Source organism: Amycolatopsis sp. PSD-21 (assembly GCF_055561455.1).
In genome coordinates this window covers 7,101,160-7,113,768 of sequence record NZ_CM145712.1, presented here as the reverse complement: position 1 = coordinate 7,113,768, position 12,609 = coordinate 7,101,160, and the positions used below count along the sequence as shown (strand labels likewise).

The 12,609-nt window shown below is 68.1% G+C and carries 10 protein-coding genes; all 10 read left to right on the top strand.

Going from position 1 to position 12,609, the window contains the following annotated elements; translation table 11 throughout:
• Positions 1 to 9: 9 nt before the first annotated feature.
• The 10 genes from ACZ1DY_RS33325 to ACZ1DY_RS33280 all read left to right on the top strand — a co-directional run bounded on the left by ACZ1DY_RS33325 (position 10) and on the right by ACZ1DY_RS33280 (position 12,590).
• The gene (locus tag ACZ1DY_RS33325; protein ID WP_465482028.1) at positions 10 to 903 is read left to right on the top strand and encodes a haloalkane dehalogenase; all 894 of its coding nucleotides are present in this window, start codon (positions 10 to 12) and stop codon (positions 901 to 903) included.
• A gap of 111 nt (positions 904 to 1,014) precedes the next feature.
• Positions 1,015 to 1,890 carry an SGNH/GDSL hydrolase family protein gene (locus ACZ1DY_RS33320; RefSeq protein WP_465482027.1) on the top strand — a complete coding sequence of 292 codons (876 nt, stop codon included), beginning with the start codon at positions 1,015 to 1,017 and terminating at the stop codon, positions 1,888 to 1,890.
• An 81-nt stretch (positions 1,891 to 1,971) separates the two neighbouring features.
• Complete coding sequence (locus tag ACZ1DY_RS33315) at positions 1,972 to 2,583, top strand: HAD family acid phosphatase (protein ID WP_465482026.1); 612 nt, start codon at positions 1,972 to 1,974, stop codon at positions 2,581 to 2,583.
• A 42-nt stretch (positions 2,584 to 2,625) separates the two neighbouring features.
• Entirely contained in the window at positions 2,626 to 3,675 is a 1,050-nt protein-coding gene (locus ACZ1DY_RS33310) for a phosphatidylinositol-specific phospholipase C domain-containing protein (protein WP_465482025.1), read from the top strand.
• Positions 3,676 to 3,919: 244 nt separating this feature from the next.
• Positions 3,920 to 5,458: an ABC transporter substrate-binding protein gene (locus ACZ1DY_RS33305; RefSeq protein ID WP_465482024.1), complete on the top strand. Its 1,539-nt coding sequence runs from the start codon at positions 3,920 to 3,922 to the stop codon at positions 5,456 to 5,458.
• Positions 5,455 to 6,393 (top strand): ABC transporter permease, encoded by a 939-nt coding sequence (locus ACZ1DY_RS33300; RefSeq protein ID WP_465482023.1) that lies wholly within the window; start codon positions 5,455 to 5,457, stop codon positions 6,391 to 6,393. The genes ACZ1DY_RS33305 and ACZ1DY_RS33300 overlap by 4 nt, the downstream gene beginning before the upstream one ends.
• The gene (locus ACZ1DY_RS33295) at positions 6,390 to 8,231 is read left to right on the top strand and encodes a dipeptide/oligopeptide/nickel ABC transporter permease/ATP-binding protein (protein WP_465482022.1); all 1,842 of its coding nucleotides are present in this window, start codon (positions 6,390 to 6,392) and stop codon (positions 8,229 to 8,231) included. The genes ACZ1DY_RS33300 and ACZ1DY_RS33295 overlap by 4 nt, the downstream gene beginning before the upstream one ends.
• Positions 8,228 to 9,997 (top strand): alpha/beta hydrolase fold domain-containing protein, encoded by a 1,770-nt coding sequence (locus ACZ1DY_RS33290; protein ID WP_465482021.1) that lies wholly within the window; start codon positions 8,228 to 8,230, stop codon positions 9,995 to 9,997. The genes ACZ1DY_RS33295 and ACZ1DY_RS33290 overlap by 4 nt, the downstream gene beginning before the upstream one ends.
• Positions 9,998 to 10,034: 37 nt before the next feature.
• Positions 10,035 to 11,042, top strand: a complete 1,008-nt coding sequence (locus ACZ1DY_RS33285) for a LacI family DNA-binding transcriptional regulator (protein ID WP_465482020.1) — start codon at positions 10,035 to 10,037, stop codon at positions 11,040 to 11,042.
• A 90-nt stretch (positions 11,043 to 11,132) separates the two neighbouring features.
• The gene (locus ACZ1DY_RS33280) at positions 11,133 to 12,590 is read left to right on the top strand and encodes a carboxylesterase/lipase family protein (RefSeq protein WP_465482019.1); all 1,458 of its coding nucleotides are present in this window, start codon (positions 11,133 to 11,135) and stop codon (positions 12,588 to 12,590) included.
• Positions 12,591 to 12,609 lie beyond the last annotated feature (19 nt).

The window sequence follows — 12,609 nt, the reverse complement described above, 5'->3', positions numbered from 1 at the left end:
CGTGTGGACATGACCAAGTATCAGGCCCCCACATCCGGCTCGGCCGCGGATCCGCACCCGAGGAAGACCGTCGACGCCGACGGCGTGCGCATGAGCTACGTCGACACCGGAGCCGGCGAGCAGACCGTCGTGTTCTTGCACGGCAATCCGACTTCGTCCTATCTGTGGCGCAACGTCATCGCCGCGCTGACCCCCACCCGCCGCTACGTCGCGCCGGATCTCGCCGGGATGGGCGCCTCCGGCCCCACCCCGGACGGCTCCTACCGGTTCGGTGATCACGCCAGGTACCTGGGCGCGTGGTTCGACGCCGTCCTGCCGCACCAGGAGGTCACCCTCGTCGTGCACGACTGGGGAGCCGCGCTCGGGCTCGACTGGGCGTGCCGCCACCCGGAACGCGTCAACGGTCTCGCCCACCTGGAGGGAGTGATCCAGGGGCGCCGCTGGGCGGATTTCCCGCCAGGTGGTGACGCCATGTTCCGTGCGGTACGCGGCGAACAGGGCGAGAAAATCGTCCTGGACGACAATCTCTTCGTCGAGAAGATGCTCCCGATGGGAACCCTGCGGACGCTTGGCGAACAGGAGATGGCCGCCTACCGGGCGCCGTTCGCCACCCGGGAATCTCGAGTGCCGACCTTGGCGTGGGCCCGGGAAATGCCCTTCGACGGCGAGCCTGCCGACGTCGCCGCGATCGTCGCGGCGAACGGAGAATGGGCCGCCCGGAGTGGGATCCCCAAACTGCTCGTCGCGGGCGACCCCGGAGCCGTGATGACCGGAGCCGCACTCGACTACGCCCGGACGTGGTCCAACCAGAAAGAGGTCACGGTCAAGGGCGCGCACTTCCTTCAAGAAGACTCTCCGGCGGAAATCGGCCGGGAACTGGAAGTGTTCCTCAGTGGACTGTGACGGCCGGTCCTCGCGGAACCGTTGACAACGGTTGCCGGTTCATATCTGATACAGACCAGTATCGGATACGACGTCGTATCCGTTGATGTCTGGAAGGACGCAGGTTCCGGTATGCGTAGACGCGCGTTGGTCGTCGCCGTTCTGACCATGGTTTCGCTTGTTGTGGCCGCCTTGCCCGCCCAGTCCGCTACGCCGCTGAAGTACGTGGCGCTGGGGGATTCCTACAGCGCGGGTTCGGGAATCCTGCCGCTGGACCTGTCGGTCACTCCGCTGTGCGCCCGGTCGACCCGCAACTATCCGCACCTGGTGGCGTCCGCGATCGGCGCGCGGCTGACGGATGTCACCTGTGGTGCCGCGCAGACCTCGAGTTTCACCCAGGCGCAGTACCCCCTGCTCACTCGCCCGCAGTTCGACGCGCTGACGCCCGACACGGACCTGGTGACGCTGACCATCGGTGGCAACGACGCCAACGTCTTCATCGGCGCGATCCTGGCCTGCGTGTCCGCGGGCGTGCTGTCGTGGGGCGCGGGCAACCCGTGCGAGAAGACCTACGGCGCCACCTTCGACCGTCAGGTCGACGAGACCGTCTACCCCGCGGTCAAGCGGTCGTTGACGGAACTGCGCGCGAAGGCTCCGCGGGCGCGGGTCGCCATCGTCGGGTATCCGTGGATCCTGCCGTCCGCCAAGGGCTGCTTCCAGAAGATGCCCGTGGCGGTCGGCGACGTACCTTATCTGCGCGCGCTGCAGGAGCGGCTCAATCGCGTCATCGAGAAGGCGGCCAAGGAAACGCGAGTGACCTTTGTGGACATGGCCGAGGCTTCGGAAGGGCGCGACGCGTGCGCGCCGCTGGGCACCCGGTGGGTGGAACCGGTGCTGTGGGGGACGAACTTCGTCCCCGTGCATCCGAACGCCGCCGGTGAGGAAGCGATGGCCAAGCGGGTCATGGCCGTGCTCGGCCTCACCGGTCGCATCGTAACGAGTGCATAGTCGTATCCGATACATAATCGTATCTTCGTCGTCCTGGCCGATTCACCTCTCGGCCCGCTGGGACGCTTACGGTCCGGTCTCGTGAAAAGTCCCTTCGCACGGAAATCCGTGCTCGCCGCCGCGCTCACCCTCACGATCACGTTCGGTGCGACCGCCACCGCGGGAGCCGCGCCGGCACCGGATCCCCGTGGCGGTCACCGGCTGTTTCCGTCCTGCGAACAATGGCTCTCCGACGTCCGCACCGCGCTCGAACCGGCCGAGCGGTACCTGAAGGAGCGGTTGGCTCACCAGGGCGGAAAGCCGGTCAACGTCTTCGACATCGACAACACGACCCTCGAAACCCAGTACCACTTCGACCTGGTCACCGTCCCGGCCGTGCCGTCGTCCCTGCGTCTGGCGCGATCCGCCGGACAGCAAGGGGCGGCGGTCTTCTTCGTCACCGGGCGGCCGGAACCACTCCGCGCGGTCACCCGCGCCAACCTCGAGCGGGTCGGCTATCCGGTCGATGGGCTCTATCTGCACCCCATCCTCGACCTCGAACCGGTCGCGACGGTCAAAACCCGGGCGCGCGCGAACATCGAGAAGCAGGGCTACACGATCGTGGCCAACATCGGAAACCGGAGGAGCGACCTGACCGGCGGGCACGCCGAACGGACCTTCAAGCTCCCCGACTACTTCGGACTGCTGGGCTGAACCGGAACCTGGAGGACGCACGTGCGAATGACACGAAACCCGGTGACGGTAATCGTCACCATCCTGCTCCTGAGTGCGACGCTGTGGAGCGGGACATCCTCGGCCGCCGGCCCGGATTCGGCGAAGCTGTCGCACACGACGACCGTGGGCGTCCACAACGCCTACGAGCCCAGCACTTTCCCCTATCTCGCCCAGGCGCTGGACGCGGGCGCCTCGCTGATCGAAATCGATCTGTGGCCGAAAGCCATCGGTCAGGGCTGGCTGGTCAACCATCTGCTCCCGTTGGGAAACCACAACAACTGCGTGGCGGCCGACACCACCGCCGATCTCTACCGTGGCCCGCGCAACCAGGATTTCGCCCACTGTCTCGACGACATCCGGCTCTGGCTGGAAAGCCATCCCGACCACGATCCGCTGATCCTCAAACTCGAACTCAAACCCGGATTCGCCGCCCACCGTGGCTACGGCCCGGCCGACCTCGACGCCACGCTGCGCAAGCATCTCGGTGATCTGCTGTACCGCCCGGCGGATCTGCTGGCCGGGCATCCTTCGCTCGACGCCGCGGCGCGCGCCGACGCCTGGCCCGAACGATCCCGGCTGCGCGGCAAAGTCCTCGCCACGCTCATCCCCGGCGTGAACGAACAGCTCAATCCCTTCGACCCGCTCAAAACCGACGTCGAATACGCCGGATACCTCCGTGATCTGCAACGGAACGGCATGATCGAACAAGCCCAGATGTTCCCCGTCGTCCTGCACGCCGCCCCTGGCGATCCACGACGCCGCTACGCCGACCCCGCACTCCGGCCGTGGTTCGTCATCTTCGACGGTTACGCCCGCGACTACCTCACCAGCGCCGTCGACACCGCCTGGTACGACCGCAACCACTACCTGCTGATCATGACCGTGGCGCACGCCCCCGCGCCCGCCCTCGACAACCGCCACCCAGACCCGGCCCGCGCACGCGACCGCGCCGCCCGTCTCGCCGCCGTCCACGCCTCCGTGCTCACCTCCGACTGGAGTGATCCCGCCATCCTCGGCGCCGAACTGCCGCGGGGGCACCGGCCGGCGGCAATGGACCCGAAGGAGTATTGAGGGGTAAGGCAAAGGCGTCCGTGAAGGCCTCCTTGAGGACCCAGAGTCCCTCAAGGAGGCCTTCCGGACTTACCGCCCGACACGACACGTGCCTTACCCCTCGGGCGACGGCTCGCTGATCCGAGGTCCGACACCGATGTAAAGTGCTTTTTGTGAACCACTTGACAAGCGAGGGGGCCTGAGCTTTCCTGGTGGAAGACCAAGCGCGGACGGTGTGGTCCGCCGGGTGTCGGAGGAGGTAGTGGTGCTGAGTCGACGGCGAGTGCTCGGTGGGTTCGCGGCGGTGGCCGTGGCGTCGGTGGTGCCGGCGTGTGCCGGTGGCGGCACGCGTGCCGGTGGCGCCGGGGCGGAGGACGGCGTGCTGACGGTCGCGTATCTGGATCCGCCGAACAGCCTGGATCCGGCGAAGACGAACCAGGCGTTCGCGATCTATCTGCAGCCCGCGTACGCGTCGTTGATCAAGCGCCGGCCGGACGGGAGTCTCGTGCCGGGGCTGGCGACGTCTTGGCGCTATGTCGGCGAAGGGAACCGGAAGTTCGAGCTGACGCTGCGCGAAGGGGTGCGGTTCAGCGATGGCGAGACGTTGACGGCCGAGAGCGTGAAGAAGTTCTTCGAGTACGTCGTTTCGGCGGCCGGGCCTCAGGCGAACGCGTTGAACGGCGTGACGGTGACGGTCTCGGGGCCGTCGACGGTCGTGCTGGACCTCAAGGAGCCGAACCCGGTACTGCCGGATGCGCTGACGAACGAATCCACGCTCGGCTGCGTGATCAGCCCGAAGGCGCTGGCCGATCCCGGGCAGCTGGCGACCCGGACCGCCGGCGCGGGTCCGTACCGGCTGGAGCCCGCGGAGTCCATGGCGGGCGATCGGTACACCTACGTGCCGAATCCGCATTATTCGGGGCCGGACAAGCGGCACTATCAGAAGATCGTCGTCAAGGTGATCGCGAATCCCAACGCGGCGATGAACGCGTTGCGGGCCGGTCAGGTCGACGCCACCGTCGGGCAGTACAGCTCGGTCTCGGTCGCCAAAGAGGCCGGAATGCAGATCATCCACACGCCGGTGGTGTTCCAGGGGCTGATCCTGTCCGATCGGGACGGGGTGAAACTACCGCCGCTCAAGGATCTGCGGGTGCGTCAGGCGATCAACTACGCGATCGACCGGGAGGCGGTCTCCCGTGCGCTGGTCGGCGAATACGGTTTGGCGACCGAGCAGACCGTGCTGCCGGGCAACGACGGTTATGTCGCGGAGAACAGGGACTACTACCGCTACGACCCCGAACGCGCGAAACGGTTGTTGCGTGAGGCCGGTTATGGCGACGGGTTCACCATGCCGGTCTTGACCACCGTCATCACCAACAGCATGTCCGAGGTGCTGTCCGATCAGCTGGGCAAGGTGGGCATCAAGCTCGAGTTGCACAACGCGGACATGAACACCTACATGCGGGATCTCACGGCCGGTACCTATCCGGCGGTTTCCGCCGGATACGGGGCGCAGTCGATCTGGCTCGAAGGCAAAGGACTGTTCGGGCCGGACGCGCCGTTCAACGGCTTGCGCACCCGCAGCCCGGAGCTGGACTCGCTGTATGCGCGGGCGGCGGGCGCCGACCCCGGGACCCGTGCCGAGCTGGATCGGCAGATCGTGGACTTCCTGGTGAAGCAGGCGTGGTTCGCGCCGGTGTTGTTCACCCCGGTCTTCTACTTCGCGCGACCCGGTCTGGGCGGGATCGAAGTCAGCCCGAAGGCGCCCTTGCCGAGCCTGATCGACTGGTATCCGGCGAAATGATGCGGGCGTTTCTGCGGTGGCTGACCAGTTCCGCGCTGCTGGTGCTGGTGGTGTCGGCGCTCACGTTCGTTCTGGTGTCGCTCACCCCCGGCGACGCCGCGCGCAGCATCCTGGGCACGTCGGGGACCGAGGCCCAGCATGCGGAGCTACGCCGGCAGCTCGGCCTTGATCGTCCTTTGTGGACCCAATATGGCGATTGGCTGTGGGGGGTGCTGCACGGAGACCTCGGTACCTCGCTGTTCACCGGCCAGCCCGTGGCCGCCGTCCTGAACGACCGGCTCGGGGTCACGCTCACCCTCATCACGGGATCGCTGGTGGTCGCGCTGCTGGTGGGCGGCGGGCTCGGTGTGTTCAGCGCGGTGAAGCGGGGCCGTCTCGGCCGGGCGGTGGACGTCTTCTCGCTGCTGGGCCTCGCCATCCCGAACTTCTGGCTCGGGTTGGTGCTGGTGGCCGTGTTCGCCTTGGCGTTGCGGGCCTTTCCGGTCAGCGGATACGTGCCGGTCTTCGATTCGCCCGAACTGTGGCTGAGTTCGATGGTGCTCCCGGTGGTGACACTGGGGTTCGGCGCCAGCGCGATGCTGGCGAAGCAGACACGCGACGCGGTTCTCGACGAGCTGGGCAAGGACTACGTCGTGATGCTCCGGGCGCGTGCGGTGCCCGAGCGGTCGGTGATCCTGAGGCATGTGCTCAAGAACGCCGCGGTCCCCATCGTGACCGTGCTCGGGCTGCTGTTCGTCGGCCTGCTCGGCGGGTCGGTCTTCGTCGAGTCCCTGTTCGTGCTGCCCGGGCTCGGCAGCAGTGTCGTCAACGCCACGACCAGCCACGACCTCCCGATGGTGCAGGGCGTGGCGCTGTACTTCACCGTCATCGTCGTGCTGGTCAACCTCGTCGTCGAGATCGCCTACCGCAGGCTCAACCAGAGGAGCAGGAGATGAAGCGCATGCTGCGGCGGCCGTCGACGTCGGTGCCGGCCGGTTTTCTCGTCCTCGTCGTGCTCGCTGTCCTGCTCGCCCCGGTACTGGCTCCGTACCCGCCCCTTCAGCAGGATCTCTCGGATGTCCTGAGTGGACCGTCGGTGGACCACCTCCTCGGTACCGACAGCCTTGGCCGCGATGTGCTCAGCCGCCTGCTGTTCGGCGGCGGCTCGACGGTGGCGGGGGTGGTGCAGGCGCTGGCCGCGTTCCTGGCGGTGGGGATTCCGGCAGGGCTGCTGGCGGGGTACTCGGGAGGCTTCCTCGACGCGGCGATCCAGCGGACGGCCGAGATCGTCTTCGCCGTTCCCGCCATCGTCCTGATCCTGGTGGTCCTCGCGGTGTTCCCGAACAACACCGCCGCCATGATGCTCACCCTGGGGGTGCTCGGCGCCCCCGCGCTGATGAGGGTGCTGCGCGGCAACACCAAGATGATCCGCGAAGAACTCTACGTCCGCGCCGCGCGGGCGAGTGGGCTGACCGAGTTCCAGATCATGGTGCGGCACGTGCTGCCCCGGCTGTCCGGTCCGATCATCGTGCAGGCCTCGCTGTTCGCCGCGACCGCCGTGCTGATCCAGACCGGCCTGGGCTATCTGGGCATGGGGATCCAGATCCCGGACCCGAGCTGGGGGAACATGGTCGCCGAGGCGTCACAGGTCATCGACCGGCAGCCCTGGCTGCTGGTGCCCTCCGGTGTCCTCATCGGACTGGTCATCCTGGCCTTCGGCCTGCTCGGTGACGCCGTTCGCGACGCCGCGGCGGAACGGTGGTCGGCGCCAGCGCCGAAAACGGCGGCGAAGCGGACGGTCGTCCCGTCGGGTGCCGCCCCCGATCACGGCGCGCTGCTGTCGGTTCGCGGTCTGTCCGTCGCTTTTCCGTTCGCAGGGCGGGAAACCACGGTGGTACGCGACGTGCGCTTCGACGTGCTGCCGGGTGAGACGGTGGGCATCGTCGGTGAATCCGGATGCGGCAAGACCGTCACCACGATGGCCCTGCTCGGGCTGCTGCGCGGCGGCGGGTACGTCAGCTCCGGCAGCGCCTGGTTCGACGGGGCCGACCTCTGCGCGCTACGGCCGGCCGAACTGGCGAAGATCCGCGGGGCCGGGATCGGGCTCATCTCGCAGGATCCGATCACGGGACTCGACCCCGCCTTCACCGTCGAGTCGCAATTGATCGAAACCGTCCGGCTGGGCGGCGCCGGCCGTGGTGAAGCCCGGGAGCGCGCACTGGAGCTGCTGCGGATGGTGCGGTTGCCCGATCCCGAGGCGGTCGCGAGACGGTATCCCCACCAGCTGTCCGGCGGCATGGCACAACGCGTCGGCATCGCGCTGGCGCTCGCGTCGCGGCCGCGGCTGCTCATCGCCGACGAGCCGACCACCGCGCTGGACGTCACGGTCCAAGCCGAGATCCTCGATCTGCTCGCCGCGCTGAGCCGGGACACCGGGATGGCGGTCGTGCTCGTCACTCATGACTGGGGCGTGCTCGCCAAAGTGTGCGACCGGGCCGTGGTCATGTACGCCGGCGAGGTGGTCGAACAGGGCACCGTCGACGAAATCCTCGACACGCCACAGCATCCGTACACCCGGGGACTGCTGGAGTCCAACCCCGCGCTCGCCGTTCCCGGGCATCGGCTGCCCGCGATCGGCGGCTCGGTGCCGAGCCCCGCAGAGTGGCCGGACGGGTGCCACTTCCGGGCGCGGTGCGCGCTCGCGACGGACGACTGCGGTGCTGCGCCGATCCCCGTCGTCACGACCGAACCGGGACACGAATCCCGGTGCCTGCTGACCGGAGCGGCCTCATGATCCCCTTGCTGCAGGTCGAGTCGCTGACCGTCGCCTACCGGACCGGACGCCGCACGCCGCCGCTGGTCGCCGTCGACGAGGTGGACCTGACGGTGTCCGCGGGACAGACCGTCGGCATCGTCGGGGAATCGGGATCTGGCAAGTCCAGTCTCGGTGCCGCGGTACTCGGGATGGTGCGCCCGGCCGCGGGAACGGTGCGCTTCGACGGGCACGACATCACCGCCGTATCCGCGAAACGGCGCCGCGAGCTGGCCAGGGAACTGCAGGTGATCTTCCAGGACCCGTACGGCTCGCTCAATCCCGTCAAGACCGTCGGCCAGACCCTCGCCGAACCGGTCCGGCTCGTTCTGGGCAGGTCCCGCGCCGAGGCCCGCGACGTGGTGCACGCCGCGCTGGACCGGGTCGGCCTGGACGCGGACGCCGCACACCGGTATCCCGCGCAGTTCTCCGGCGGGCAACGGCAGCGGATCGCGATCGCGCGGGCCTTGGTGATGTCGCCGAGGTTGATCGTGTGCGACGAGCCGGTCAGCGCGCTGGATCTGTCCGTACAGGCACAGGTGCTGAACCTGCTGCGTGATCTCCAGGACGACCTCGGCATGAGTTACCTGTTCATCTCCCACGATCTCGCCGTCGTCCGGCATATCTGCGACGAACTCGTCGTCATGCGCGACGGCAAGGTGGTCGAGCGGGGCGACACGGAGTCGATCTACCGCGCGCCACGGCATCCGTACACGAAGGCCCTCCTCGACGCCGTGCCACGCCGGAAGGCCGAGGAGCTCGAACACGACCGAATCCGAACACAAACACACGAAGGAGTTTCCATGCCCGATGTCGACCCTGTCCTGTTGACGCTGATCTCCCAGGTCGAGGACGACTTTCCCGAACAACACCCGGCGAGCCGGACCCAGCAGCGGCAGCGGATCAACCAGATGACCGACCGGCTGCTCGCCAAGGCCGCCGAACCCGCGCCCCCGGTGCGGTCGATCGCCGACCATGTGATCCCGGTGCGGGGAGGCCGGATCGAGGCCCGGGTGTTCACGCCCGAAGCGGACGGGCCGGTGCCGGGGCATCTGCATATCCACGGTGGCGCGTTCTGGCAGGGCTCCGCGGTCGGGAGCTCCGAGGACATCGCCTGCCGTGAACGAGCCGTAGGCGCGGGCGTGGTCGTGGTCTCGGTCGAGTACCGGATGGCACCCGAACACCAGTTCCCCGGACCGGTCGAGGATTGCTACGCGGCACTGGAATGGCTGTACGCCGAACATGCGACGCTGGGCATCGACCCCTCGCGTATCTCCGTCGGCGGCGCCTCCGCGGGAGGGAACCTCGCGGCCGCGGTAGCGCTGCTCGCCAAGGAACGTGGCGGACCGCGGCTGGGGTTCCAGCTGCTCGAGGTGCCCGTGCTGGACCTCACCGGAGGGCACCTCGCCGACAGCGGGGTCCCCGGTGGGGACGCCGACCTGCCCCGGGTGCGGGACATCTACCTGCCCGATCCGGATTCGGCCACCGACCGTCTCGCTTCGCCGTTGCTGGCGGATGATCTGGCGGGCCTCCCGGCCGCGCACATCATGACCGCGGAGTTCGACGTCCTGCGCGGCGACGGCGAGGCGTACGCGCGCCGGCTGCAGGCCGCCGGCGTGACGGCCACCGTGCACGAACTGGCCGGGCACGTGCACGCCTCACCGATGTTCACCAGCGTGTTCCCGCCCGCACGGGCTTGGCGGACGGAGGTGATCGAAAGGCTGCGCGAAGCTCACCAGCGGGCGTGATGGAAGGATAGGCCGGGGGACAGGGAGGAACGGGGCCGTGGGAAACGGGAAAGTGACGATCTACGACGTCGCTCAGGCGGCGGGTGTCAGCATCGCCACGGTGTCGCAGACGCTGAACCGGCCGGGGCGGGTCAACGCCCGGACGCGCCAGCGCGTGCTCGACGTCATCGACGAACTCGGTTTCGTGCCGAAGGCGACCGCCGTCTCGCACGCCCGCAAGGCGGTCGGCCGGATCGGCGCGGTGGCGCCGTTCACCACCTACGATTCGTTCCGGCGGCGGCTCACCGGCATCCTCACCGAAACCCAGTCCCACGAGCGCGAAATCGTGGTGTACGACCAGGTCTCCGCCGCGGCGGCGTCCTCGCCACTGCTGAGTTCCGTGCCGGTGACCCAGCGGCTCGACGGATTGCTCGTCCTTGGCCTGCTCCTGAAGGACGACCTCGTCGACCGGTTGCGCAAAGCGGGACTGCCGACCGTTCTCGTCGACAGCCAGCACCCGGAGCTCAGCTCGGTGACGATCGACGACGAACACGGCGGCTACCTTGCCGGACAGCACCTGACCGGCAAGGGCCGTGGGCGGATCGGCTTCGTGACCGAGCCTCGACCGGTCTTCGCCGACCCGAACCTTCAAGGTAACCATCGCGAAGCCGGGTTGCGCCGCGCGGTCGCGGAGGCCGGATACGACGCGGACACCGTCGAGGTCCATCACACGGAGAACTCCGTCGCCGGGGGCCGGACGATCGTCCGGGAACTGGTCGACGCCGGACGTCTGCCCGAGGCCTTGTTCGCCCTTCACGACACCCTCGCCGCCGGAATCGTCCTCGAATGCCGACATCAGGGCATTTCGGTACCCGACGACTTCGCGGTGATCGGATTCGACGACGGCGACCTCGCCGAAGCACTGGAAATCACCACGATCCGGCAACCACTCGAAGAATCCGGCAGGTTGGGCGCGAAACTGCTCAACGACACCCTTTCCGGTCAGCTCGGCACGGTCCAGCATATCGCGTTGCCGGTGCGGCTGATCGAGCGCGCCACCGCCTGACCAGCCGGTCGCCAAGTAAATCACCTGCCGGACCATTCACCTCCGGCGGTCGATTCTTGCTACCCGCTTGACGGGTAAGAATGGAAATTCATGATTGTCAAGACAGCGTCCGGAAACATACGCGGCGCCGTAATCGACGGAATCGCCGAATTCAAGGGAATCCCCTATGCGGCGCCACTCGGCGGAGGGCGCCGGTTCGCGCCGCCGCAACCCGCCGAGCCGTGGGACGGCGTACGGAACGCGACGGAATTCTCGGTCGCGCCGCCTCAGGCGCCGCCCGCCGGGCCGATGCCCGCCGTCTGGTCGCCGGGAGACAGTACCGATTGCCTGAGTGTCAACGTGTGGACGCCGCAACCACAGACCGGAGGGTTGCCGGTCTTCGTGTGGGTGCACGGCGGGGCGTTCCTCGGCGGCGTGTCGTCGGCGCCGGGTTACGACGGCGCTCGTTTCGCCGCCGGTGGCGCCGTCGTCGTGACCTTGAACTACCGAGTCGGCTTCGAAGGCTTCGGCTGGCTTCCCGACGCGCCGTCGAATCGCGGCATCCTCGATCAGATCGCGGCCCTGCGCTGGATTCAGGACAACATCGCCGCATTCGGCGGTGACCCCGCCAACGTCACGATCGCGGGCGAGTCCGCGGGCGGGGCCTCGGTCGCGGTCCTTCTCGCTTCTCCTGTGGCGCGGGGTCTTTTCCGCCGCGCGATCGTCCAGAGCGCGTCGTCCCGGTTCCTCGAAGAAGACGAAGCGCGGCGGGTCACCGAGATCATCGCCGCGGAGCTAGGCGTCACCGCTTCGGCGGCGAGTTTCACCGAGGTCACCCCGGAACGCGTTCACCGTGTGCAGAACAGCCCGGTCGCCGTGATGGCCGAGGACCGTAGCGCCTGGACGATGGCCGAAGCGATCACGCCGTACTACCCGATCGTCGACGGTGTCGTGCTGGAGCAGGCTCCGTGGCAGGCGCTGCGCGCGGGAGCGAGCCGGGACATCGACGTCATCGCGGGGTTCACCCGCGACGAATACGCGGCCTTCGCCAAGTTCCAGGACCTCCTCGGCGTGGACCCTCGGCTGATCGCGCGCGATGTCCGTCTGCCCGAGACCGCCGTCGACGAGTACCGCGCAGGAAGTCCCGGTATCACCGATGGCGACCTCGTCGTCCGGATGATGTCGGACTCGTTGTTCCGCATGTCGTCCCTCTGGTGCGCCGAAGCACACGCCGAAGCGGGCGGCAGGACCTTCCTCTACGAAGTGACCTGGGACGACACCCCGTTCGGGGCCTGCCACGGCATCGACATCCCGCTCGTCTTCGGAACCATCGACGAGAAAAGCGCGCCGCTCCTTTTCGGCGGCGTCCCGGTCGACCTCGACGGGTTCGCGAAGCTCTCCGACGAGGTCCGCAAGGCGTGGGTCACGTTCGCCGGAACCGGCGATCCCGGCTGGCCCCAGTACGAACTGGACAGCCGGCTCACCCGGCTCCTCGGCTCGACGGTCGGCACGGTCGCGGATCCGGAAGGAGTATCCCGCCGGATCTGGCGACCGCACTACAGCGGATAACGCCCCCTCGCGCTCACTG

What these genes read in the sequence shown, in the direction of transcription:
- ACZ1DY_RS33325 (WP_465482028.1), top strand. Translation starts at nt 10, where the DNA reads ATGACCAAGTATCAGGCCCCCACATCCGGCTCGGCCGCGGATCCGCAC.
- ACZ1DY_RS33320 (WP_465482027.1), top strand. Translation starts at nt 1,015, where the DNA reads ATGCGTAGACGCGCGTTGGTCGTCGCCGTTCTGACCATGGTTTCGCTT.
- ACZ1DY_RS33300 (WP_465482023.1), top strand. Translation starts at nt 5,455, where the DNA reads ATGATGCGGGCGTTTCTGCGGTGGCTGACCAGTTCCGCGCTGCTGGTG.
- ACZ1DY_RS33295 (WP_465482022.1), top strand. Translation starts at nt 6,390, where the DNA reads ATGAAGCGCATGCTGCGGCGGCCGTCGACGTCGGTGCCGGCCGGTTTT.
- ACZ1DY_RS33290 (WP_465482021.1), top strand. Translation starts at nt 8,228, where the DNA reads ATGATCCCCTTGCTGCAGGTCGAGTCGCTGACCGTCGCCTACCGGACC.
- ACZ1DY_RS33280 (WP_465482019.1), top strand. Translation starts at nt 11,133, where the DNA reads ATGATTGTCAAGACAGCGTCCGGAAACATACGCGGCGCCGTAATCGAC.